The sequence below is a fragment of the Gordonia namibiensis NBRC 108229 genome (assembly GCF_000298235.1).
Classification (GTDB): domain Bacteria; phylum Actinomycetota; class Actinomycetes; order Mycobacteriales; family Mycobacteriaceae; genus Gordonia; species Gordonia namibiensis.
Genome location: NZ_BAHE01000028.1, coordinates 1 through 22,982 on the forward strand (window position 1 = coordinate 1; position 22,982 = coordinate 22,982).

The 22,982-nt window shown below is 65.3% G+C and carries 28 protein-coding genes; 23 read left to right on the forward strand and 5 right to left on the reverse strand.

Translation table 11 applies throughout. The annotated features are described in order from the left end of the window. Positions 1 to 44 precede the first annotated feature (44 nt). The 3 genes from GONAM_RS15310 to GONAM_RS15320 all read right to left on the reverse strand — a co-directional run bounded on the left by GONAM_RS15310 (position 45) and on the right by GONAM_RS15320 (position 1,738). The gene (locus tag GONAM_RS15310; protein ID WP_006867667.1) at positions 45 to 647 is read right to left on the reverse strand and encodes a TetR/AcrR family transcriptional regulator; all 603 of its coding nucleotides are present in this window, start codon (positions 645 to 647) and stop codon (positions 45 to 47) included. Further along, on the reverse strand, positions 644 to 964 hold the full coding sequence (locus GONAM_RS15315) for a hypothetical protein (protein ID WP_006867668.1): 321 nt from the start codon (positions 962 to 964) through the stop codon (positions 644 to 646). Before GONAM_RS15315 ends, GONAM_RS15310 begins: the two co-directional genes overlap by 4 nt. A 174-nt stretch (positions 965 to 1,138) precedes the next feature. Then, a complete protein-coding gene (locus tag GONAM_RS15320; protein WP_006867669.1) occupies positions 1,139 to 1,738 on the reverse strand; it encodes a DUF8020 domain-containing protein in 600 nt (199 codons plus the stop codon). Positions 1,739 to 2,038: 300 nt separating this feature from the next. On the opposite strand from GONAM_RS15320, the gene GONAM_RS15325 reads away from it, so the two are divergent. Then, on the forward strand, positions 2,039 to 2,779 hold the full coding sequence (locus tag GONAM_RS15325) for a class I SAM-dependent methyltransferase (protein WP_006867670.1): 741 nt from the start codon (positions 2,039 to 2,041) through the stop codon (positions 2,777 to 2,779). A gap of 12 nt (positions 2,780 to 2,791) precedes the next feature. Here the strand turns inward: GONAM_RS15325 and GONAM_RS15330 are convergent, their stop codons facing one another. Then, positions 2,792 to 3,346, reverse strand: coding sequence for a TetR/AcrR family transcriptional regulator (locus tag GONAM_RS15330; RefSeq protein ID WP_006867671.1), 555 nt, complete (start codon positions 3,344 to 3,346; stop codon positions 2,792 to 2,794). A 126-nt stretch (positions 3,347 to 3,472) separates the two neighbouring features. Here GONAM_RS15330 and GONAM_RS15335 point away from each other — a divergent pair, with 126 nt between their 5' ends. Next, positions 3,473 to 4,525, forward strand: coding sequence for a hypothetical protein (locus GONAM_RS15335; protein WP_006867672.1), 1,053 nt, complete (start codon positions 3,473 to 3,475; stop codon positions 4,523 to 4,525). A gap of 61 nt (positions 4,526 to 4,586) precedes the next feature. Then, positions 4,587 to 5,543, forward strand: a complete 957-nt coding sequence (locus GONAM_RS15340) for a DUF1214 domain-containing protein (protein WP_006867673.1) — start codon at positions 4,587 to 4,589, stop codon at positions 5,541 to 5,543. A gap of 178 nt (positions 5,544 to 5,721) precedes the next feature. Here the strand turns inward: GONAM_RS15340 and GONAM_RS15345 are convergent, their stop codons facing one another. Continuing rightward, positions 5,722 to 7,317, reverse strand: a complete 1,596-nt coding sequence (locus GONAM_RS15345; protein WP_006867674.1) for an HNH endonuclease signature motif containing protein — start codon at positions 7,315 to 7,317, stop codon at positions 5,722 to 5,724. A 222-nt stretch (positions 7,318 to 7,539) separates the two neighbouring features. On the opposite strand from GONAM_RS15345, the gene GONAM_RS15350 reads away from it, so the two are divergent. The 20 genes from GONAM_RS15350 to GONAM_RS15445 all read left to right on the forward strand — a co-directional run bounded on the left by GONAM_RS15350 (position 7,540) and on the right by GONAM_RS15445 (position 22,969). Continuing rightward, the gene (locus GONAM_RS15350; protein ID WP_006867675.1) at positions 7,540 to 8,517 is read left to right on the forward strand and encodes a glycoside hydrolase family 43 protein; all 978 of its coding nucleotides are present in this window, start codon (positions 7,540 to 7,542) and stop codon (positions 8,515 to 8,517) included. Between the two features lie 204 nt (positions 8,518 to 8,721). Further along, the gene (locus GONAM_RS15355; RefSeq protein ID WP_006867676.1) at positions 8,722 to 9,015 is read left to right on the forward strand and encodes an Rv0250c family protein; all 294 of its coding nucleotides are present in this window, start codon (positions 8,722 to 8,724) and stop codon (positions 9,013 to 9,015) included. Then, entirely contained in the window at positions 9,012 to 9,836 is an 825-nt protein-coding gene (sdhC, locus tag GONAM_RS15360; protein WP_040536672.1) for a succinate dehydrogenase subunit SdhC, read from the forward strand. Before GONAM_RS15355 ends, sdhC begins: the two co-directional genes overlap by 4 nt. A gap of 57 nt (positions 9,837 to 9,893) precedes the next feature. Next, positions 9,894 to 11,837: a fumarate reductase/succinate dehydrogenase flavoprotein subunit gene (locus GONAM_RS15365; protein WP_006867678.1), complete on the forward strand. Its 1,944-nt coding sequence runs from the start codon at positions 9,894 to 9,896 to the stop codon at positions 11,835 to 11,837. Between the two features lies 1 nt (position 11,838). Beyond that, on the forward strand, positions 11,839 to 12,585 hold the full coding sequence (locus GONAM_RS15370) for a succinate dehydrogenase/fumarate reductase iron-sulfur subunit (RefSeq protein ID WP_006867679.1): 747 nt from the start codon (positions 11,839 to 11,841) through the stop codon (positions 12,583 to 12,585). 246 nt (positions 12,586 to 12,831) lie between these two features. After that, positions 12,832 to 13,776, forward strand: coding sequence for a WcbI family polysaccharide biosynthesis putative acetyltransferase (locus tag GONAM_RS15375; protein ID WP_006867680.1), 945 nt, complete (start codon positions 12,832 to 12,834; stop codon positions 13,774 to 13,776). Beyond that, positions 13,773 to 14,780, forward strand: coding sequence for a glycosyltransferase family protein (locus GONAM_RS15380; RefSeq protein WP_040536673.1), 1,008 nt, complete (start codon positions 13,773 to 13,775; stop codon positions 14,778 to 14,780). Before GONAM_RS15375 ends, GONAM_RS15380 begins: the two co-directional genes overlap by 4 nt. Beyond that, the gene (locus tag GONAM_RS15385; protein ID WP_040536677.1) at positions 14,777 to 16,153 is read left to right on the forward strand and encodes a glycosyltransferase; all 1,377 of its coding nucleotides are present in this window, start codon (positions 14,777 to 14,779) and stop codon (positions 16,151 to 16,153) included. The genes GONAM_RS15380 and GONAM_RS15385 overlap by 4 nt, the downstream gene beginning before the upstream one ends. A 117-nt stretch (positions 16,154 to 16,270) precedes the next feature. Beyond that, the gene (locus tag GONAM_RS15390) at positions 16,271 to 16,465 is read left to right on the forward strand and encodes a CsbD family protein (RefSeq protein WP_006867683.1); all 195 of its coding nucleotides are present in this window, start codon (positions 16,271 to 16,273) and stop codon (positions 16,463 to 16,465) included. A gap of 681 nt (positions 16,466 to 17,146) precedes the next feature. After that, positions 17,147 to 17,431 (forward strand): hypothetical protein, encoded by a 285-nt coding sequence (locus GONAM_RS15395; RefSeq protein ID WP_040536679.1) that lies wholly within the window; start codon positions 17,147 to 17,149, stop codon positions 17,429 to 17,431. 287 nt (positions 17,432 to 17,718) lie between these two features. Further along, positions 17,719 to 18,420, forward strand: a complete 702-nt coding sequence (locus tag GONAM_RS23135) for a hypothetical protein (RefSeq protein ID WP_006867685.1) — start codon at positions 17,719 to 17,721, stop codon at positions 18,418 to 18,420. A gap of 5 nt (positions 18,421 to 18,425) precedes the next feature. Beyond that, positions 18,426 to 19,508, forward strand: a complete 1,083-nt coding sequence (locus GONAM_RS15405; protein ID WP_006867686.1) for an SRPBCC family protein — start codon at positions 18,426 to 18,428, stop codon at positions 19,506 to 19,508. Further along, positions 19,505 to 19,894 (forward strand): gas vesicle protein GvpJ, encoded by a 390-nt coding sequence (gene gvpJ / locus GONAM_RS15410; protein WP_006867687.1) that lies wholly within the window; start codon positions 19,505 to 19,507, stop codon positions 19,892 to 19,894. Before GONAM_RS15405 ends, gvpJ begins: the two co-directional genes overlap by 4 nt. Then, positions 19,894 to 20,682, forward strand: a complete 789-nt coding sequence (locus GONAM_RS15415; protein ID WP_006867688.1) for a GvpL/GvpF family gas vesicle protein — start codon at positions 19,894 to 19,896, stop codon at positions 20,680 to 20,682. Before gvpJ ends, GONAM_RS15415 begins: the two co-directional genes overlap by 1 nt. Positions 20,683 to 20,685: 3 nt before the next feature. Beyond that, complete coding sequence (locus GONAM_RS15420; RefSeq protein WP_006867689.1) at positions 20,686 to 20,937, forward strand: gas vesicle protein GvpG; 252 nt, start codon at positions 20,686 to 20,688, stop codon at positions 20,935 to 20,937. Positions 20,938 to 20,943: 6 nt separating this feature from the next. After that, a complete protein-coding gene (gene gvpO, locus GONAM_RS15425) occupies positions 20,944 to 21,240 on the forward strand; it encodes a gas vesicle protein GvpO (RefSeq protein ID WP_006867690.1) in 297 nt (98 codons plus the stop codon). Next, on the forward strand, positions 21,237 to 21,641 hold the full coding sequence (locus tag GONAM_RS15430; RefSeq protein WP_006867691.1) for a gas vesicle protein: 405 nt from the start codon (positions 21,237 to 21,239) through the stop codon (positions 21,639 to 21,641). The genes gvpO and GONAM_RS15430 overlap by 4 nt, the downstream gene beginning before the upstream one ends. Continuing rightward, positions 21,628 to 22,413 carry a GvpL/GvpF family gas vesicle protein gene (locus GONAM_RS15435; protein ID WP_006867692.1) on the forward strand — a complete coding sequence of 262 codons (786 nt, stop codon included), beginning with the start codon at positions 21,628 to 21,630 and terminating at the stop codon, positions 22,411 to 22,413. Before GONAM_RS15430 ends, GONAM_RS15435 begins: the two co-directional genes overlap by 14 nt. Next, positions 22,410 to 22,631 carry a gas vesicle protein gene (locus GONAM_RS15440; protein ID WP_006867693.1) on the forward strand — a complete coding sequence of 74 codons (222 nt, stop codon included), beginning with the start codon at positions 22,410 to 22,412 and terminating at the stop codon, positions 22,629 to 22,631. The genes GONAM_RS15435 and GONAM_RS15440 overlap by 4 nt, the downstream gene beginning before the upstream one ends. Beyond that, entirely contained in the window at positions 22,628 to 22,969 is a 342-nt protein-coding gene (locus GONAM_RS15445) for a gas vesicle protein K (protein WP_006867694.1), read from the forward strand. Before GONAM_RS15440 ends, GONAM_RS15445 begins: the two co-directional genes overlap by 4 nt. Positions 22,970 to 22,982 lie beyond the last annotated feature (13 nt).

Below are 22,982 nucleotides of genomic sequence, written 5' to 3' on the forward strand. Positions count from 1 at the left end.
GACGAGCCACGAAGGGCTGGCGACGGTGCGTTGCAGGCCCTGGCTCAGTCCCGGATTCGCGCGGCTTCGATGGCCGGGGCGATGATCTCGGCGAGGTCGGCCGCGACGTCGCGGTTGCCTTCCGGCGGCATCGCGACGAAGCTCAGCGCCATGCGGGTGATCGCGCGCGAGATCCGCTCGATGTCGGAATCAGGCATGGTCAACCATGTCGACTCGCGAAATGCCTGCGACAGTCGCTCGCTCGCAGTGGCGATGATCGGCGCCACGTCGGTCGTGATGAGTTTCATCAGATCCGGCTTGGCCTCGCCGGACAGCAGTGACGCGATCAGGGGATCGGTGGCCACGCCGGTGAAGTACTCGGTGAACGCAGTGCGCAGCGCGCCGGTGACATCGCCGACGTGGTCGGCGAGAGATTCGGCGACATGCCCTGCGAAGCGGTTCGCCAACCTGACCGCATATCCCTGTGCCAGGCCGTATCTCGACCCGAACTCGTTGTAGACGGTTTGTCGGCTCACACCGGTGGCGGCGGCGACATCCGACATGCGGATCGCCGACCAGTCGCGCTCAGTCAGAAGGTCATGCAACCCGTCGAGTAACGAGTTGCGCAGCAGCGACTCGCTGTCCTGCCCGTGATTACGTGTCGTCATCCTGCCGCGCCGACCGGCACCCGCGCGTTCGAGATCTCGGCGCGCAGCGTACGTCCGAAACCACCGCCCACGCCGCTCTTGGTGTCGACGTCCACGTCGAAGTGCGCGGCCATCGCCGGCCACCCGTTCATCTGAATGTTGCGGCTGTGCTGCATGGACCACGCAAGCGGGACGCGCGGGAGTGGGGTCGCAGGACCAGGAGCGAGTCCGAGGTCGGTGGCGATGGTCATGGCCACCAGTTTGCCGTGCTCGGTGGTGGTGGGCCACTGCCCGGCACCTGTCGGCTCACCGGGACGGACGGTCGCCGGGCCAGGCACTGATCAAGACAATGGGCGTTGTCTATACAAAAGTTCCAGTTTGTAAAGTACCCTTCTACAAAGAAGATCCCTCGCGCGTTTCTGTCGGGGGAGGGCGCGAGGGATCTTCCTGGGGGAACTCCGGGGCGGCGGGGGAAAAGGCCGCGTCCGGAATCGAGGGGAGCTACCCCTCTGTCATGGGGTGTTGATCCAGTTCAGGATCGACTGTGCGGTGGCGGGATCGCCGTTGCTGATGCCGATTGCCGCACCGATGGCAGCGCCGACCCCGGCGCCCCAGATGCAACCGACGATGACGAGGCAGCCGATGATCAGGCCGGCGAGCGCACCGATTGCTGTGGTCACGTTGCCGCCGCGGTTCCAGCCGTTGTTGATGTGCCAGATCATCTGCTGATACGCGCGATCCTTCTTCGCCGACGCGGGACGAACGCCCGCCGCGATCGCGGCGTGAGCCTCCGGCGTGAGGATCGGGGTGAAGGTCGCCTGGGTGCGATCGGCGCTGACCTGCGTGCGCAGCGGCACCGTCGCCCCGTTGAGGGGCAGGGTCAGGGCGACGCGTTCGAGCAGCCGCCCGTTCGGGTCGACGACCCGCAGCTCGCTCCCGGCCGATACGAAGGTGGCGTTCCGCAGGGTCGATGTGATGGAGGTGCCGTCCGCGGAGGCGATCGACAAGTGTGAGGGCGCTGCAGGTGCCGGCGCGCCATGGGCAGTGCCGAACGAGATCGTGAGCACGGCGATGGCCAACGCCGTGATGCCGAACAGGCGGAAACGCTTCATCAGTCGCTCTCCACTTCGTCGTCTGCATGTGGTCGTTGCCGTCGCCGCGATGACCACACCCGGCCACCTAGTGGGCTCCGAGCGCTTTGTCGGGTTCGAGCGGTGTGATTGTTGCATCGTTCCGATCGCGCATGTGCATGTCCGATTCCATTTGGTATGAACGGATGACGTCCAAGCATTTGGACCATGTGATCGAGGGAAGCGCCCCGAGGATGGCGCGAGGATCAGCTGTACTGACCCGGGCCGGTCGAGATCGATTGGCATGAGGTTCGAATGGTCGGTGAGTCGTAGCATGGAGGAGTGGGTTTCGCCGTCCCGCCCGAGGCGTACGGACGCTTCATGGGCCGCTACGCCGATCCGCTCGCCGAGGTCTTCACCGCCTTCGCGGGGGTCGGTGCCGATTCGGATGTTCTCGACGTCGGGTGTGGCCCCGGGGCGCTGACCTCCCATGTGCTGACACTGGGTGCTGCTGCGAGCGCGATCGATCCGTCCCCACCCTTCGTCGATGCCTGTCGCGAACGATTTCCCGACGTTGACGTGCGCCGTGGTACTGCCGAGCAATTACCCTACGACACAGGCGAATTCACCCACGTACTCGCTCAGTTGGTGGTTCATTTCATGACGGACCCGGTTCGCGGTCTCGCGCAGATGGCGCGCGTGACACGTCCGGGCGGGACCGTCGCGGCCTGCGTGTGGGACGGACCAACCGGAGCGCTCGCCCCGTTCTGGGATGCGGTACACGTGCTCGAGCCGGACGCCCGGGATGAGGCGCTGCTGTCCGGCGCGCACCGTGGTCATCTCACGGAACTCTTCGCGATGGCCGGACTGCGGAGCGTCGTCGAGGAGCCGATCACCGTCGACGTTGTCCATCCGAGTTTCGAGGAGTGGTGGGAGCCCTACGCTTTCGGCATCGGTCCGGCGGGCGAGTATGTGCAGTCGCTCGACGCCACCGATCGAAGCGAACTCGAGGCGGTGGCGCGGAAGCGTCTCGGCGACGGGCGGTTCATCGTCTCGGCGTGGGCCGCACGCGGGACGGTCTGAGCGCGAGGCGGGTCAGTCGTCGGACGACGGGCGCATACCCGCCAACAGGATGGACACCAGGCGCGGCACGAGGTTCGGGGTCACTGCCGCGACGGCCTCGGGCTGAGGACGTGTGATGAGGCCGATCCCGACGATCAGCTCGAGTGCGTCGAGGTCGTCGCGGACCAGTTCTGCGTTCTTGGCCGAACCGAGCAGTTCGTCGACGCGGGCCAGGGTCTGGGTCTGGGTGGTGCGGACCGCAGCGGTCACGTACTCGGCCAACGCCGCAGACAGGGCGCCGAGATCCAGCTCGACGAGCCGATTCACGAACGCCGTCCACGCGGCGTCGGGTGCGGTGGTGATCTGGGTGAGACCCTCGTCGGCGGCGCGCCCGATGTCGTTCAGGATCGCGAGCGCCACTTCGTCAGCGAGCGCATGCCGGGACTCGAAGTTGCGATAGAGCGTGGCGATCCCCACCCCGGCAGCCTCGGCGACGGTCTCGAGTGCGACACCGCCGCCCTGTGCCGCGAACAGTCGACGGGCCTCTTTGACGATCGCCTGACGACGGCGCGCTGCATCTGCTCGCATGTCCACGTCCTCTCGACCCCGTGACTCGTCCGTCACATCGGTGTTGACAAGCCCAGTCTAACCGGAGGACTATCATCCACTAGATAGCGGAGGAAAAGCATCCGGTTTAGGTCTGGAGGACGTTCGATGACATCCACGGAGATGGGAATCACGGCGAATGAGGAGAAGGTGGCCTCGGGAAAGAAGACGCCGCCGGCCATGGTGATGCTGGTGGGCCTGACCGCCGGTTTAGGCGTCATCCTCATCCTCCTGCTGATGGTGTTCATCCTGCCGTCGCTGAAGAGCGGTGCCCACGATCTGCGGGTCGGTGTGGTCGGTGCGCCGGCCGCGGTCAGTTCGTTCGAGCGAAGCCTGGCCACGGCGGCTCCCGACGCGTACGAGCCACAGCGCTACGACTCGGAGGCCGGGCTGCGAGACGCGATCGAGCACCGTGAGGTGGTCGGCGGTTTCGTGGTCGACGAGGCGGGTGTCCACACCCTGGTTGCCAGCGCAGGCTCGGCGTCGATCAGCGGGAGCCTCACCGGTACCGCGCAGGCGGTCGGGCAGGCAACTGGTGAGAAGGTGACGGTCGAGGACGTCGTCCCGCTGCCCGAGGGCGACCCCACCGGCATCGGCATCGGCGGTCTCGCGTTCCCGCTCGTGTTCGGCGGTATCGTGCCGGTCGTCGCGTTCCGGAAGATCTTCCCGCGCAGCAACGGCTGGTACCTGACTGGTCTGATCACCTTCTCGGCCGTCGGTGGCGTCATCGTGGCGTCCATGCTCACCTTTGGGTTCGGCAGTATCGACACGGGATTGTGGTCGACGGGCTTCTGGGCGATCGCCGGTTCGATCGCGCTGGGTGTCGCCGCCCTGGCCATCCCTCTGGCTGGCCTGCAGAATGCGTTCGGCGCCAAAGGTTTCACCATCGGTGCGATGGTCATGATGTTCCTCGGCAATCCGCTGGCCGGTATCGCCGGTTCGGCCGCGTGGTTGCCGTCCGGGCTGGGCACCGTCGGACAGATCCTGCCGCCGGGTGCGGCCGGAACCCTGGTCCGCTCGGCCGCCTACTTCGGCGGTGCAGCCGGTCTCACCGCGGGGCTGACGCTGGCCACCTGGATCGTCGTCGGTCTGGTGCTGTTCGTCACGGGTGCGCGACGTGCCGCCGTGTCGAGTGCCGAAGCCGTCGAGATCGGCAGCTAGGCTTCGAATCCACATCGGGGCGTCGAGTATCGAGCGCCCAACTGATCGAGGGAGACAATGCATGTCGGGCCATGTGAACGTGGACAACTTCGTTCGGGCGGAGACGCACCGGATGTTCGCCGACATCCAACTGGCTGCCGGTGGGGTGGGGAAGTTCCGGCACAACCGGGAACCTGCCTCGATCGACGAGCAGACGGTGATCCGGCTCAACCGCGACACCCTCTACAGCTTCGCCATCGTCGACCTCGCCGAACCGGCGGTCCTCACACTGCCCGACGCAGGCGAACGGTATGTGTCCGCGATGGTCGTGAACGAGGACCACTACGTCGGCGGCGTTCTGCACGCCGCGGGTGAGCACAGGCTGACGCAGGAGCAGTACGGATCGAGGTATGTCCTCGTCGCGGTGCGGATTCTGGTTGATCCGACGGATGCGGCCGACGTCGCCGCGGTCGGTGAGTTGCAGGATCGGACGACGATCGCCTCGGCGTCGTCGGAACCGTTCGTTTCTCCCGACTACGACGCCGCGAGCCTCGACGCGACCCGTAACGCGCTGTTGGAGTTGGCCAAGGGGCTCGACTCGTTCGACCGAACCTTCGGCGCCCGCGACGACGTCGACCCGGTCCGGCACCTGATCGGGTGCGCCGCGGGTTGGGGTGGTCTCCCGACCTCGGAAGCGACCTACATCGGCGTCGACCCGGGCACCGGCCCCGGACATTACGAACTGGTCTTTGCCGACGTCCCGGTCGACGCCTTCTGGTCGGTGTCGGTCTACAACGCGGCGGGGTTCTTCGAGCCCAACGAGAAGAATCTGTACACGGTCAACAGTGTCACCGGCGTTCGCAACGACGACGGTTCGATCACCGTCCGGTTCATCCCGGACACCTCGGGCGACGTCCCGCCGAACGCGATCGTGACTCCGGAGGGCTGGAACTACCTCATCCGCCTCTATCGCCCCCGCCCCGAGATCCTCGACGGCACTTGGACTCCGCCGGTGTTGAAGGCGGTTGCTCAGTCCTGAGGCCGACTGCAGATTTGTATGACGTTGTGCCCGGATTCCGGGCACAACGTCATACGGAACCTAAGAGTGGTTGCACGCGTGGCCCTCTCGCTCCCTGAGGTGCAAGGAGTGATGGCGACGGGCCGTCCTCGCTCCCTGAGGTGCGAGCGCAGCGAGCCTCGAAGGGCCGGCGACGCTCCTATTCTGAGTGCCCGTACGCGTGGTTGAGAAGTGCTGAGGCGACTACGAGTTCGACGGGTGTGGCGCCACGGAGGTCGATGACTTCACGCAGGTGTAGGCGTGGGGTATCGCCGGACTCGGTGTCGGGTCCGTAAATTTCGGTGCGCACCTGTTGGAGGTGTTCGGCGAATCGGCGGGGTAGGTCGGGTCGACGGTTGATGCGTTCAGGGTTGGGTGGTGCGCCGGGTTCGGCGTTGAGTCGCCAGGCGCAACGGCCCTCGTCGGGTCCTTCACGCACCATTCGGGTGGTGTAGCCGCCGGGCTGGTTCCCGACCATGCGGTTGTGTTTCGGGCAGGCCGGGGCGAGGTCGGTGATGTCGGTGAGTCCACCGTCGGCCCAGTCCAGTTGGGCGTGATGCATCTCGACGTGTGCGGCGGCGAGGTCGCAGCCGGGGGTGGAGCAGCTTTCGCCGTCGGGTCGGGCGAAGGACACCAATCGTTGTTCGCGGGTCGCGAGGCGTTTGCCGCGTCCGAAGTACAGCGGGACGGCGGTGGCGTCTTTGAACACCGCCAACCAGAGTTGGGCGTCGGCGGCCATGTCGATGAGCTCGGGGATGGGGATGAGGGTGCCGGCGGCGGTGGTGGCGAACCCGGCTTCGCGGCGGAGGTCGTCGAGGTCGGCTTTGATGATCAGTTGGGTCGGCAACCCGCGGTGACTCTTACCCAGGAGGCCGTCCTCGAAGACAGCTTTGAGCAGGGCGTTGAACGCGTCGTGATTGAGCTGGGCGGGGGTGCGGTCATCACGTTCGGCCGCAGCAGCGACGGCGTCGGGGTCGGCGTCTTCGATCGACCCGTGTGGGGAGTCGGGGTCGTCGGGGTTGTTCATGCCGGGTGTGGCCCACACGGCGAGCAGCATGGTGACCCGGGCGAGCAGTTCGGGGGTGAGGTTGGCGGTCATTTTGGCGGTGCCGTCGGCGCGTTGGCGGTGGATGCTCAGGTTGCGGCGGCGTTTGCGGTCGGTGTCGTCGGCGAGTGTGCCGTCGGGGTCGAGGTGGGCGAGTAGGCGTGCGCCGAGGGCGGTGATGTCGGCGGGGGTGTGGTCGACGGCGATCTCGGCCATCTGTCGTTCGGCGGCGACTAGCACGTCGTGCTCTACGGCGTGCGGGATCTGATCGAGGACGTCGAGAACGGCGTGCACGTGGGCGGTTCCGACGCGACCATCGGCGAACGCCTCGGCCAGGGCCGGGTGTGTGGGTTCGAGAGGTTGGCCGGTGGTGAAGTCGGGGTAGGTCGCGGTGGCCCGGGTTTGTTTGAGCCGCTTACCTGGGTAGGCCATGCGCAGTCGGAATTTCATGTAGTCGATCACGCTGCGGTATCCGGACTTACGCGGTAGGTCGCGTTGATCGGCTTCCACGATCTGTTGGTTGCCGGTGTACGTGAGTCGGGCGATGGCTCTTTCGATGCGAACGCCGGCTTCGTCAACCTCGGCATCGGACAGTCCGGTGAAACCTGCGTCCTGCAGCTTGTCCACGATTGTGTCGAGTTCGTCGAGTAGTACGGGCATCCGGGCAGCAGAGGTCTCGTCGACATCGCCGGTCGGTGCGATATTGGTCATGACGGTCACCTCCCGATCTCGCTGTGCGAATATACGTTCGAATATACACCCAATGCCACTGCCCTGCAGAAGTTTTCGTCCTCGGTGTGAAGTCCGAGAATTGTCGGTGGCGTCGTGTAATGGGCCTTTGTCGTCGATGGGCGCCCGGTATAAAAAGAGCACCGGCGTCGGGTATCGGGTAATCCCATGCGTACGGCAGTGTCTTTCGCGGATACTGCTCCAATGCTGTTGCCTCAGCGAATCCTCACCCGCCGGACCCGCGTCGGCGCACTGATGGTTGCGATCCTTGCGCTCACGGCGCTGCTGGTCGCGACTCCCGGTACGGCCGACGCGGCGAGCTGGCGGTACACGATGGTGGCGTTCTCCAACACCAGCGCCAGTCACATGGACGTCTTCCAGTCCTCGGATGCAACCCGGTTCAAAGCCCTCCGATTCGGGGCGTATCGACCACCGTCGGGCCTGGTGCGTGATCCGAGCATCTACCGCAGCGCCGACGGCTGGTACTACGTCACCTACACCACCGGTTCGACGACGATCGGCTTCGCGCGGAGTCGCGACCGCGTGAACTGGAACTTCATGCACAACTACCCGGTGCCGCTGTGCTGCGCCTTCCTGCCCGGTACAGGCGACGGCTCGGGTTCGTCGGCGGGTTCATTGAGCTTCGGATCGGCCGGTTCCAGCGACGGACCATCGTTGTCGCCGTTCACCACCAAAGCCTGGGCTCCGGAATGGTTCGTCGAGGGCGGACGGGTACACGTGATCCTGTCGATGTCGACCGGTGGCGGGTTCGTGCCGTACCTGATGACCGCGCTCGAGCCGGGACTCCGGCTGTGGAGTCCGCCCGTACCGATTCTCGGCCTCCGCGCCGACCGCATCGACACCACGATCGTCAAGGTCGGCGGGACCTACCACGCCTTCACCAAGAACGAGACCAAGAAGGTCATCGAGCATGCGGTCTCCGGGTCGCTGCTGGGGCCGTACCGATTCATCCGGCCGGGCCCGTGGGGCCGACTGGTCGAGGGCTCGGCCGTGGTGAAACTGCCGAACGGGAACTGGCGTCTCTACCTCGACGCCTACCGAGACCGGCGGTACTTCTACTCCGACAGCCGGGACGGCCTCTGGTCGTGGACGCCGTTGAAGGAGCTTCCCGGACTGTCCGGCTCCGTGCGGCACTTCGGTGTGATCCGCGAGCCGGTCTAGGTCTGTTCGACCAGGTTGACGGCATTCGAGCCGAGGAGCCGGCGGCTCGTGGAGAACTGTCTGATCCGAGACCGGGTCGACGACGGTTGTCCTTGGTATGCGGCACTCGGTTTCTCGTTGCGCGACACGTTCGACGAAAAGCGTTGACGATCCATACTCGGGCGGTACTGTGTGGAACATCACATAGTGGCCGGAGGGATCGCCATGATAAATGCAGAGATCAACGCAATCCATCACAGTATCCAGGCGCTGCGCCATCAGCTGGTGACCCTGAAGGCTCGCTACGGTGACGCCGACAGCGTCCGCCGGATGGTCAACGACCTCGATCGTCTCGACATCGATCTGCACGACTTCGAGCAGCATCCACCGAAGTTGAAGCCGCAGCAGAAGCCGGGGCAGGACCGGGTCTATGTGCCGGACAGCAAGTCCGACGAGTCGGCGTGGCTCGGTGCTCAGGACGAAGGGCTCGGGTTCCACTCGCGTGAGCGGACGAAGTGAGCGCGCCCGCGGCTGAGCGGGATTCACTCGGGGTCTTCTCCCCGAGACGGGCGCGCCTGACGGCGCGCACTCTACGGACGGACCGATGGTGGTTGTCGCCATTGTTGACGGTCGTCGGTCTCGCGGCGTTCGTCATCTACGCGACCGTGCGGTCGTTCATCCGTAGCGCCTATTACGTTGCGGACTACCACTACCTGACGCCGTTCTACTCGCCTTGTCTGAGCGAGTCGTGCGTCCCCGGGTCGAGTCATTTCGGCACGCCGTTCCCGGAGCTCCCGATGTGGATTCCGTTGGCGTTTCTCACGTTGCCGTTCCTGCTCGGCTTCCGGTTGACCTGCTACTACTACCGCAAGGCCTACTACAGGTCGGTCTGGCTGTCGCCGCCGGCATGTGCTGTCGCCGAGCCCCATACCAAGTACACGGGTGAGACGCGGCTGCCGTTGATCATCCAGAACTCGCACCGGTACTTCTTCTATGCGGCCGTGATCATCTCGGTGATCAACACCTACGACGTCGTCGTCTCGTTCCACGCCAAGGACGGTGGTTTCGGCCTGGGACTGGGAAATGTGATCCTCGTGGTCAATGTGATTCTGCTCTGGATCTACACCGTGTCCTGTCATTCGTGTCGGCACGTGACCGGCGGGCGGCTCAAGCATTTCTCGAAACATCCGGTGCGGTACTGGATCTGGACCCAGGTCTCCAAGCTGAACACCCGGCACATGCAATTCGCCTGGATCACGCTCGGCACACTCGTGCTCACCGATTTCTACATCATGCTGGTGGCCAGCAACACGATCTCGGATCTGAGGTTCGTGGGTTGATCGATTGAGGCGCAACGTCTGTTGTGCAACCGTTTTCAACGTTGGGAGTCGCGCTAGATGACCGAGCCGGAACGCTACCAGTACGACGTCGTGGTGATCGGTGCCGGTGGTGCCGGCCTGCGGGCGGTCATCGAGGCCCGGGAGAAGGGTTACTCGGTCGCGGTCGTGTGCAAGTCGCTGTTCGGCAAGGCGCACACCGTGATGGCCGAGGGCGGCTGTGCGGCGTCGATGGGCAACGCGAACGCGAAGGACAACTGGGCGACCCACTTCCAGGACACGATGCGTGGCGGAAAGTTCCTGAACAACTGGCGCATGGCCGAACTGCATGCCAAGGAAGCACCCGACCGGGTATGGGAACTGGAAACCTATGGGGCGCTGTTCGACCGGACTGCCGATGGTCGGATCGCCCAGCGCAACTTCGGCGGCCACACCTATCCGCGGCTGGCCCACGTCGGCGACCGGACCGGGCTGGAACTCATCCGGACCATGCAGCAGAAGATCGTCTCGCTGCAGCAGGAGGATTTCGCGGCCACCGGCGACTACGAGTCCCGGATCAAAGTGTTCGCCGAATGCACCATCACCGAGCTGCTCAAGGACGGCGACGCCATCGCGGGCGCGTTCGGGTACTGGCGTGAGTCGGGCCGGTTCATCGTGTTCGAGGCACCTGCGGTCGTTGTCGCGACCGGCGGTATCGGCAAGTCGTTCAAGGTCACATCGAACTCCTGGGAGTACACCGGTGACGGGCACGCGCTCGCGCTGCGCGCCGGCGCGAGCCTGATCAACATGGAGTTCGTCCAGTTCCACCCGACCGGGATGGTGTGGCCACCCAGCGTCAAAGGCATCCTCGTGACGGAGGGCGTCCGTGGTGACGGCGGTGTCCTCAAGAACACCGACGGCAAACGGTTCATGTTCGACTACATCCCTCCCGTATTCAAGGGCCAGTACGCCGAGACGGAGAAGGAGGCCGACGAGTGGCTCGCGGACAACGACTCCGCCCGTCGCACGCCGGATCTGCTTCCGCGCGACGAGGTTGCCCGCGCGATCAACGAGGAGGTCAAGGCCGGCCGCGGCACCGAACACGGTGGCGTCTACCTCGACATCGCCTCCCGCATGCCCGCCGAGGAGATCATCCGACGGTTGCCGTCGATGCATCATCAGTTCAAAGAGCTTGCCGACGTGGACATCACGAAGGAACCCATGGAGGTCGGCCCCACCTGCCACTACGTGATGGGCGGGATCGAGGTCGACCCGGACACGGCTGCCTCGCGTGTACCGGGCCTGTTCGCGGCAGGCGAGTGCTCGGGTGGCATGCACGGGTCGAATCGGTTGGGCGGCAACTCGTTGTCCGACCTGCTGGTCTTCGGTCGACGGGCCGGCCTCGGCGCGGCGTCGTATGTCGAGTCACTGGGCAACCGGCCGACGATCGCGCAGGACGATATCGACCGTGCGGCGAAATATGCTCTCTCGCCGTTCGATCCGCCCGCCGACGGCAAATCGGAGAACCCCTACACGCTGCACATGGATCTGCAGCAGGCGATGAACGACCTGGTCGGCATCATCCGCAAGGAGGCCGAGATGCAGGAGGCGCTCCGGGTACTCTCCGACCTGCGAAACCGCCTCGGCAGCATGGAAGTCGAGGGGCATCGGCAATTCAATCCGGGTTGGCACCTGGCGATCGATCTCCGAAACATGCTGCTGGTCAGCGAATGTGTCGCGAAGGCGGCATTGATGCGCACCGAGAGTCGCGGCGGACACACCCGCGACGACCACCCGTCGATGGATTCGGCCTGGCGTAACACCCTGCTGGTCTGTACCGCCGACACGAGTACCGACTCACCGGTACCGGAGGTCGAGGTCGTCAAGGAGGAGCAGGAGCCGATGCGTCCGGACCTGTTGGAGCTCTTCGAGTTCGAAGAGGTCGAAAAGTACTACACCGCGGCCGAGATCGCCGGCCATCCCGGCGCCGGAGGCGAGCGAGCCGAGGGACAGTCGGAGGACTGACATGGGATACGACGCGAAGTTCCGAATCTGGCGAGGCGACACCGAGGGCGGTGGGCTCGAGGACTATTCCGTGCAGGCCAACGACGGTGAGGTGGTGCTCGACATCATCCACCGTCTCCAAGCGACCCAAGCCCCGGACCTCGCCGTCCGCTGGAATTGCAAGGCCGGCAAATGCGGGTCGTGTTCGGCTGAGGTGAACGGTCGTCCGAAGCTGCTGTGTATGACCCGGATGTCGTCGTTCACCGAGGACGAGGTCATCACGGTGACCCCGATGCGCACGTTCCCGGTGATCCGCGACCTCGTCACCGACGTCTCGTTCAACTACCAGAAGGCCCGCGAGATCCCGGCCTTCGCCCCGCCGCCTGATCTGGGGCCGGGGGAGTACCGCATGAAGCAGGTCGACGTGCAGCGCTCGCAGGAGTTCCGGAAATGCATCGAGTGCTTTCTCTGTCAGAACACCTGCCACGTGGTCCGCGACCATGAGGAGAACAAGGAGGCGTTCGCCGGCCCCCGCTACCTGATGCGGATCGCCGAGCTCGACATGCACCCCCTCGACACCGCCGAGCGTCGGGATACGGCTCAGAACGAACACGGGCTGGGGTTCTGCAACATCACCAAGTGTTGTTCCGACGTGTGTCCGGAGGACATCAAGATCACCGACAACGCCCTCATCCCCATGAAGGAACGGGTCGTCGACCGCAAATACGACCCGTTGGTCTGGCTGGGAAACAAACTCTTCCGACGGTAGCGCCCTTCTTCGCGCGAGCCCCCGATACGCCGGTTGCCGCGTCCGGCGACACTGCCCGACTCCCACCGTCGGCTCTGGACGAGTTCCTCCCACTCGTCTGTCCTCCGGTGTGACCTGATCGACGATTCATCGGCGGGCGAAACGGATATACGAGGTGCAGGGGTACCGACCAGGGGCCCATCAGGAGGGAGTCGGTACTTCGATGACAGTGAACCACCGCGTTGCCACACGCACTCCAGAGCTCGTATGAGGACGGGTGACGACGCTCCGGTTGACGGTCGGACCCGGCACTACGGCGAGTTCTACGGCGTCACCGACGCTCCGGTGAGCGATGACCGAGGCCTACTCGTTGTTTGGGGGAACTGTCAGGCCGAGGCTTTGCGGATCGTCCTGTCCAGCTCTCCCGACCTCCCGTTCCGTACCGTTCGTGTCCCACCTGTCCACGAAATCGAGTCCACTGACCTGGCGCGGGTCGAGCACCTCATCCGCCGTGCCGCGATCGTGGTCTCGCAGCCCGTGCGTTCCGGATACCGGGGATTTCCGATCGGCACCTCGGACCTGGCTGACTTGGCGCCGTCGGCGTCCGTCATCGTGTGGCCGGTCATCCGCTACGGCGGATTGTTCCCGTTCCAGGTCATCGCCCGACATCCAGCGCAACCGTCCGCGGTACCCGCGGCTGTTCCGTACCACGATCTACGAACGGTACTCGCGGTGGTGGCGGGTCGCGACGGCTTCGGCGAATGGGACGTCGACGTCGATGCCGACCGCATCCGTGAAGCAGCGAAATGGAGTGTGGGCCAGCTCGAAGCCCGCGAGCGTCGGCACTGTGACGTCGGGATCTCCGACGTCCTGCTCGACCTCGGGGCCGATGCCGCCCACACGATCAATCACCCCGGTAACCGGGTGTTGCTCACCCTCGGCGGCCGAATCCTCGACTCGCTCGGGGCGTCGGCGCCGGTCCCACCCTCACGAGACCTTCTCGGCAACATCCGTGCGCCCCTGGAACAACGAGTGATCGACGCGCTGGGTATCGACGCGAGTCCGCGGACATCGTGGGACGTCAACGGTACGGCGCTCACCGAGGATGACGTTCGCCGTCGCCAGATGCTCTGGTACGCCGATCATCCCGAGTTCATCGATGCGGTCTTGGGTCGTTACGCCGACCTCATCGAGATCCTGGGTCTTTCATGAGGGGACCGATCGGACATCTTCTGGTCGGACCCCGATCACACGGCGTCGTGCGATATGCGCAATCGGTCTTCGACGCGGTCAGTGTCGAGAGTTCGGATCATCGCCTCGTGCACATGCCCACACTCGATGCCGACGCGACGGCACTGGCCGCCTGCGGGCTCGTGCACGTGCACATCACCGATCGCCTGTTCGGGCGCACGCCACGGCGAGCCCGGAACAACGTGCTCGCCATGATCGCGGCCCTGAATCGGCCTGTCTCGGTGACCCTGCACGACCTACCCCAACCCTCGGACGGGCCGGCGATGCGGGCACGTGCTGACTTCTTTCGCGCGGTGGCGCGGGCTGCAAAGGGTGTGATCGTCTCGAGTCACCACGAGGCGGCGCTCTTCGCCGAGTACGTCGACGCGACGATCGGCGTCGAGGTCATACCGCTGTTGTTCGACCCCATCCGTGTCGACAAACCCTCGGACTCAGCGGAATTGACCGTTGGCGTCCTCGGTTACCTGTACCCCGGGAAGGGGCACATGGAGACGCTGCAGGCGATGTCCGATCTCGATCCGTCGATCGGCTTCGTCGCCCTCGGCACCCCGTCACCCGGCCACGAGGACCTGGCCGATGACCTCGGCAAGGTCGCCGCCGACATGGGTAGGCGGTGCACGGTCACGGGATTCCTGAGCGACGACGAACTGTTTCGGGCGTCGACTGCCGTCACGGTTCCGGTCGCCTATCACCGGCACATGTCGGCATCTGGTTCGATCAACTCCTGGATCTCCGCCGGACGCCGACCACTGGTTCCGCGCACCGCCTACACCGACGAACTCGCCGAGCGTTCTCCGGGTGTGCTGACGATGCACGACAACAACGACGCCGCTCTGCGGAGCGCCATCGAGAGTGCATTCGCGGATCCTGCGAGCACCTGGATCGATTCGGCGGTGACGCCGTCGCCCACGGCCGCCGATGTCGGCCGGGCTCACCAGCGGCTGTTCCGGCGGTGGAGTTGGTGACCGTCATCAGGCTCGACGACGGCCGGGTCGTGGTGCCCGACAACCGCTGGGATCTGGTCGGGGTGGCGTCGACGACGCCGCTGGTGAGCGTCGTGATCCCGTACTACAACCAACCCCGCCAACTCGCGCTGGTCCTCGAGGCGTTGACGGCCCAGACCCACCCACCGGATCGTCTGGAGGTGATCGTCGCCGACGACGGCTCGGCGCGCTCGCCGGATGTGAGTGCGTGGACATCGCGACTCGACATCACCGTTGTGACGCAGGAGGACAAGGGCTTTCGAGCGGCAGCCGCCCGCAACCTGGGTGTCGCGGCGTCCAGCGGGTCGGTTCTGTGTTTCCTCGATGCGGACACCGTTCCGACACCCGCCTACATCCAGCACGCGATCAGGTTGCCCGCCGCAGCGCCGGACACACTTGTGGTCGGGCGGCGTAAGCACGCCGACCTGAGTCGGGTGGCCCCGGGCTCGGTGGTCGAGTGGATGTCCGAACGACGACCGCTCGAATCCTCGCACGACTGCGAACCCGGGTGGCTGGTCGACGCATACGAACGCACGTCCAACCTCCTGAACCCGGGTTGGGACGGCTACAAGTACCTGATCAGTGCGGTGATGACCTGCAGCCGCCAGTTGTTCGACGACGTCGGAGGATTCGACCCGTCGTTCGTCCACTACGGCGGCGAGGACTGGGAATTCGCGAACCGGGCCTTCATGATGGGCGCGGTGTTCGCCCACGAGTCCGGCGCCCTCGCCTGGCACGACGGTCCCGACTGGGCCGAACGCTCGGTGCCCGAACGGATCTCGGAGAAGAACACCGAAGCCCTCGCGCTCGCCCCGCTCGTCACCGATCCGGCGGCCCGGACCGCCGGGCTGCTGTACTCGATCCCGGACATCGTGGTGCTCGTGTCGACGGCGAGGCACACCGCAGCATCGCTGATGCGTACAGTCGCCGGCGCGCTGCGTGGGCGGGACGCCGCCGTCTGGCTCGTCGGCGCTCACGCCGACACTCTGCTCACCCACCTGGGCGTTTCCGACTCGCGGATCCGTGTCGGTGATCCGGACGCATCGACGCTGTCCCGGTGCAGGTTCGTCGTCGAGGTCTCCGGGACCGTCGTCTGCTCCGCTGACTCGCTCGACCTGCTCACGGCCCAAGTCGGTCCGGGCGAATGCGGCCAGGTGACGGTGGACTTCGACGGGTCACCGGCAGCCTCGGTGACGGTCGGGTCGTCGCGCGCACGGCACCGGGTCCGCCGCTGGGCGGCGCACACCGACGTGGGACCCGACGAGCTTCTCGACCGCCTGTTCGGGGCTCGGACCGTGCATCACAGCGAGGTCGGGATCGTCATCGGCGACGAGGAACCGGCGTTGTCCTGGTGAGTGTCGATCCGACGTAGGGGCTCCTGGCGCGCGATGGTCCGCGTGTGTGCTGCCGGGTATAACGAAAGTAGGGTGCCCGCCGCGACTCGGGTCGAGCGCTCTACAGAAGGAGATGTCATGTCCATCGGAAAGAAGATTCGGCACAAGAGCGAGGCTGCCGGGGGAGCAGTCAAGAAGACGACCGGCCAGGCGCTGGGAAACGAGAGGATGGAGGCCGAGGGCGCGCGAGGCCAGACCAAGGGGCAGAGCAAGCAGGTCGGCGACAAGCTGAGGCAGGCAGGAGACAAGCTCAAGCACGCCATCAAGCACTGACACGTCTGGGAGATCCCCGCCACGCTGTGGCGGGGATTTGTTGTCTGCGGGTGTTCCGGGCGACATGTGGACCACGGAATCTCCGACACCGCCTGGTGTCCTCGGCGATACCAACTCTTGACGCCAGGGGGTGTTTCGCAGAAGTCCGGTGACGGTAGACGATGGGGTATGGGTGCAGGAGTGAGGACCAGCGATCCGACGCCGGTCGAATCTCACCGGGCCAGAGTCGGCCGCGACGGAACAGCCGGTCGGCCAGTCGTGCATCCTGAAGCGAAATCGACTCTCGCGGGGCGTAATTCGCAGACATCCAGAGGATCTGCGACGAAGTCGTCGCATGGCGGACGGCTCCCGCGCAGGGCAAACGGCGCGACGCGGACGAGTACGGTCACCTCGCGACGGAGTCCCAGACGTGCCGAGCCGACGACGCTACGACACCGTGCGGGATCGACCTGTGAGTCGTCCTCGGAGGCGATCCGACGTACTACCGGCACCGCCCCACCAGAACTTCGGCCTTCGAGAGATCGGGGTCGTACACATCGGTCAACCGCGGCGAACACAGGGGGCGATCACGACCCTGCCACGCGGCAGGCAGCAGAGGTCGGCCCGGGCGGATGGAGGGGTGCTCTTCGGCGAATGTTGGAGGTGCTCCGAGACCGGTTCGTCAGGGCGACTAAGCGGCACGTGCTGAAGGCCGTCGAACAGTTCGATGCGTTCCTCGCGGATGTGGAAAGCGACGATCCCGGCATAGCGGCGGGGCTCGGAGCGGTTCGGGCCTTGATCAAAGGTACGGACCCACGTTGGGCGGCGGTGCGCGCGTTCGTTTCGGCGATGAGTGTGAAAGCCAAGGTCATCCTGATCCTGGCCGTGATTCTCGGTCTCCTCCTCGCGCCGGTGCTTCTCGTGGTCGTGCTTCTCGGTGGTCTCGTTCTGGCGATCGTCATGACGATGAGGGGCGCGGGCGGATGACCGCGTCAGCGGTCGCATGCACGGCCGATCGGAGGTCACCGAAATTCTGGCAAACCGGTCATGTTGTGCCGCCGGTGATTTGAGCCGCGAGATCGCAAGCTGGACTACTGCCGAGAACATAACCGATGCAATGTCTGTGACGTCTGCGAAGCGTATCGTCGGACCGGGGGAACTCCGAAAGCATGCAGGCCGCGCGGGCTTTACGAGGAAACAACCGAAGCTGCGACACACTACCGGGGTCGGCGATAGGTGCGTGGTGACCACCCATAGGTAAAAGGGGTTCAACGATGAACACCAAGGGTCAAGTAGCTGTCGCCGTAGGGGTGGGATACCTCCTCGGCCGGACACACAGAATGAAAATGGCGTTGATGCTGGCAGCCGCGGGCGCCACCGGGAAGTTTCCGGGCGGGCCGCGAGATCTGCTGGAACGTGGCACCAAGGTGCTCACCGACTCACCCGAGTTCGCGAAGCTCAGTGACACGGTGCGGGATGAATTGATGAACGCGGCGAGAATTGCTGCGGTGACGGCTGCCAGTCAGCGCATCGAATCCCTGAGCAATCGTCTCGAATCGATACCCGCCGGTGACGTCACCGAGACCGTCGAAGGCGTGACCCACACTGTTGGTGGCGGCGTCACGGACACTGTCGGTGGAGTCACTGACACAGTTGGTGGTGTCGCCAAGCGTGGGAGGTCCGCGGCGAGACGGAACGCCCGGTCACGGGCCGACGGTCCGGCCGAGGACGATCATCTGGACGACGAAGCGGATGAGGACACCGACGTCGAGGATTCAGCGGACGACTATGACGAATCCGACGATGAGCCGACGCCGGCCAAGCGTCCGCCGGCGCGGCGCCGAGGCGGTGGGACACAACCGAGGACAAGGTCGAGGACCGCGACGTCCGACGATGACCCGTCTCCGGTCCGTAAGCGAAAGACCCGGGCGAAGGCCACGACGAATGCGACGCCTGTCCGCCGGACCTCGAGGTGATGGCGATGACGAAATCTGCCGGCAAGTCGGGAGAAGCGGCGTCGGGAGGTGCCGGCTCCTCGAAGGTTCTCCAGGATGCGGTGCAGCGACTGGTCGGAACCGCCACCGACAAAGCGCTGTCATCCGTGACGAGCAAGGTGCACAACACTTCTGGGCGACTCGCCCAGTACGCCGAAGGTGGCGAGGGAGGTCTGCTCTCCGCGGTCACCGGGTCGGAAAAGCGAGCCGATGGGCAGACCCGACTCGGGTCTGTACTCGACGGCGCCAAAGACAAGGTCATGGGCACCGCATCCGATGTGAAGGAGGCGGTGACCGGCGGCGGCAAGAAGGGCGGCAAAGGGAAGAAGTTCAAGCTCACCAACATCGTCGAATCGATCGATGTCGGTGTGCCCGTGCAACTCGCATATGACCAATGGACGCAGTTCACCGACTTCCCGTCGTTCATGAAGAAGGTCGAACAGGTCGAACAGGTCTCTGACGAGAAGTTGCAGTGGAAGGCGAAGATCTTTCTCTCCCATCGCACCTGGGAGGCCACGATCATCGAGCAGGTGCCCGCCGAACGGATCGTGTGGCGTTCGAAGGGGGCCAAGGGATACGTCGACGGTGCGGTGACATTCCATGACCTGACGCCGGACCTCACGCGCATCATCGTCGTCCTCGAATATCATCCGCAGGGCTTCTTCGAGAAGACCGGCAACCTGTGGCGCGCCCAGGGGCGGCGAGCGCGTTTGGAGCTCAAGAACTTTCAGCGGCATGTCATGACGGATACGGTCCTGCACCCCGACGACGTCGAAGGGTGGCCGGGAGAGATCCGGGACGGCGAGGTGGTCGAGTCCGAGGACCAGACGGAAACGGGCGAGGACTTCGAGGACGAGGAAGACGTCGAAGAAGACGGCGACACCGACGAACTCGAAGATGAGGACACTGATCTCACCGACGAGGATTTCGACGAGGACGAGGACGAGGACGAAGACGGGGCTCAGGACGAGGACGAGGACGAGGGGCGGACGCCCCCGAGAAGGGGCAGACGGCCGAGAAAGGCTGCGCCCGCGCGGTCCACCCGGTCACGGCAAGGAGTCGGGCGATGACCACCGCCGTGACGAGCGGCGCGGGCGGAGGAGGGTCGAGCAGCCTCGCCGATGTCATCGACACCATTCTCGACAAAGGCTTGATCATCGACGCGTATGTGCGTGTCTCACTGGTCGGCATCGAATTGCTGACGATCGACGCTCGTGTTGTCGTCGCCAGCGTCGACACCTACCTGCGCTTCGCCGAGGCGGTGAATCGGCTCGAAATCGGCGGTGAGCCCGATGGTCTGACCGACCTCGTCGGGTCGGTGACCTCGGGCGGGGCCAAGTCGAAAACCGCTGGGGCGCTGGAGGCCGCCGGGGAGAGACTCGGTGGCATCCTCGGCGGACAAGAGGAGCCCGAACGCGAACGCAAGTCGCGCGGTTCCCGCCGGGCGGGTGAATGATGTCGACATCCGAACAGGCCACCGATGCACCGGAGGCGCCGCGCACCGAAGGGGTCTACGTCTACGGCATCGTGCCCGCGGATGTGGAGACCGCGGAGGATGCCGTCGGCATCGACGAGTCGCCCGTGAACACCGTCAGCCACGGGGACATCGCGGCGCTGGTCAGCGAGATCTCGTTGGACCGACAACTCGGTAAGCCGGCGGACCTCAGAGCCCATGCGTACCTGCTGGATGGCACCGCGAAAGTGGCACCCGTGCTTCCCATGCGATTCGGGGCGGTGCTGACCGACATGGACGCGGTCAAAGCGGAACTGCTCACCGAGAACGCCGACGACTTCGCGGAGGCGATGAAAGAACTCGAGGGCAAGGCGCAATACCTTCTCAAGGCCCGCTACGTGGAAGAAGCCATTCTGCGCGAGGTGGTCGGTGAGAATGCCCAGGCCCGCGAGTTGCTGGAGACGATCCGCAAGCAACCGGAGGACGTCACACGCGACGCACGAATCACGCTCGGCGAGTTGGTGTCCAAGGCGATCGAAGCGAAGCGTGAGGCAGACACGAGCATCGCGGTGGACGCCCTCTCGTCGCTGACCGACGCGGTGAAGGTGCGTGAACCCACCCACGAGGAGGATGCCGCGAACGTGGCGATCCTCCTGGAGACGGAACGCCAGCAGGACCTCGAGCACGCGGTCGGGACCCTGGGGGAGCAGTGGGACGGCAGAGTCGAGGTGCGGCTTCTCGGACCGCTTGCGGCATACGACTTCGTGATGACCCGGACCCCGGAGGACTGAGCGATGGGGCTGCTCTCGTTCATCGTCACGTTGCCCGTCGCACCGGTGCGCGGGATCATCTCGCTCGGCGAGCTGATCCAGCGTCAGGTCGAGGAGGAGCTGAATGATCCGGCCAACGCCCGCCGGGCCCTCGAGGAGCTGGAAGAGGCACAGGAGTTGGGCGAACTCGACGAGGAGGAGGTCGAGGAGGCGGAAGAGGCAATCCTGGACCAGCTGACCGCACCTCACGCCCCCGCGAAACCGGAGGAGGGGTGAGCAGCCATGGCACAGGAAGAGCCCGAATCCCTTTCGGCGCAGGAAATTGCAGCGCTGGCGCTGCGAGCGGTCGCTGACCTCACCGGCAAGGAGCCGCTCGGCGCGACGTCGGTGATGCCTACCGAAGAGGGATGGAGAGTCGAAGTGGAGGTCATCGAGGATCGTCGAATCCCATCCTCGACAGACATACTCGCCCTGTACGCGGTCGACTTGGATCTCGACGGACAGCTGTTCTCCTATCGTCGGACCCGCCGCTACAGCCGGGGTGCCGGTGACAACGCAGCGGCGATGGGAGAACCGTGACGGTTTCACGCGACAACTACGGCCGACCCCCTCAGAACGCGGTCGGTGGATTGAACGGCCACCAGTCGACGAATCTGGGGGACATCCTCGAGCGCGTCCTGGACAAAGGGCTCGTCATCGCAGGCGACATCCAGGTCAACCTCCTCGACATCGAACTGCTGACCATCAAGGTTCGATTGGTGATCGCCTCGCTGGAGACGGCGAAAGAGGTGGGGATCAACTGGTGGGAGAACGACCCGTGGCTGACGGGCAAGAGCAGCGATCTCGAAATCGAGAACCGAAGGCTCAGAGAGAGAATCGCCGCACTGGAGGCCGACCGGTCGGTGCACGACGAGATCGGCGCGGCCGATCGGACCGAACTGGAGCAGCGCCCGCGAGGTGAGGACGATGAACGAGCGTGAAGGCGTGTGGCTTTATGCCATCACCTGGGACAGCGTCGACTGCGAAGGTCTCGCCGGCGTGACCGGCGTCGACGGCGAATCGGTCCGATCGGTGTCGACTGCCGGCCTGCAGGCAGTGGTGGGTTCGGTGAGTCTGGACGTGTTCGGGGAAGGGCCTCTGCAGCGCAACCTCGAGGACCTCGACTGGCTTGCGGCGACCGCGCGGGCACACGACCGTGTCGTCGCCGCTGTTCTCCGGTGTGGACCCACGATCCCGCTGCGACTGGCGACCCTGTACCTCGACGACGCCCGTGTCCGTGAACTGCTTGTCGAACGGCAGGACGATCTGGGTGCCGCGCTGAAGTGGGTCACCGGGCGGAGTGAATGGGGTGTGAAGGCGTACGGGGATGCGAAGCTCCTGGCACAACCATCCGCTGAATCCGACGTCGCCAGCGGACGCGGGACGGGGACGGCCTACCTGCTGCGCAGGCGCGCGGAACTGGCGGCGCAGCAGGACGTCGAACGCAGGGCCGCCGAGCATGCGGAGGCCATACATTCCGCTCTGGGAGAGCACGCCGTGGACGGGCGGCGCCAACAGGTGACCGATCCGGTGATCACCGGCAAACGGGCGTGGATGATCTTCAACGGCACCTACCTGGTGGCGGATTCGCTCGCCGACGAATTCGCCTCGGCCGTCACCGAACTCGACTCCCGGCACGACGGGGTGTCGCTCGAACTGTCCGGGCCGTGGCCGCCGTACTCCTTCACCGGGCTCGAAGGGGGGAGCCCGTGACCGAGTCGAGTCCTGTTGTGCGCGGCGATGATACGCGCCGGATCGCGCTGGTAGACCTGCTCGACCGGGTGCTCGGCGGCGGCGTGGTGATCACCGGTGACATCACACTGTCGTTGGCGGACGTGGACATGGTGAAGATCTCCCTGCGTACTCTCATCGCCTCGGTCAGTGCGCTCGAGCCGCATCTCTCGGCGACGGATGCCGCGGACGACCGATGACCGGTCCGGACGATCGACCGGAATCGGTTGATATCGATGCCCTGATCGAGGACGGGCAACGCGTTCTGCCGCATCGTATCGACGCCGACCCCGAATCCGTGGAACGCGGCCTGGTCACGGTCGTCCTCACCCTCGTCGAACTGCTACGCCAGCTCATGGAGCGCCAGGCGGTCCGTCGTGTCGAGAACGGTGACCTCAGTGACGATCAGATCGAGCGGATCGGGACCACGCTGATGCTTCTCGACGAGAAGATGACCGAGTTGCGCGATCACTTCGGGTTGACCCCCGAAGACCTGAACATCGACCTCGGACCGTTGGGACCGCTGCTGCCGCCGTGATCGCGGCGACCCG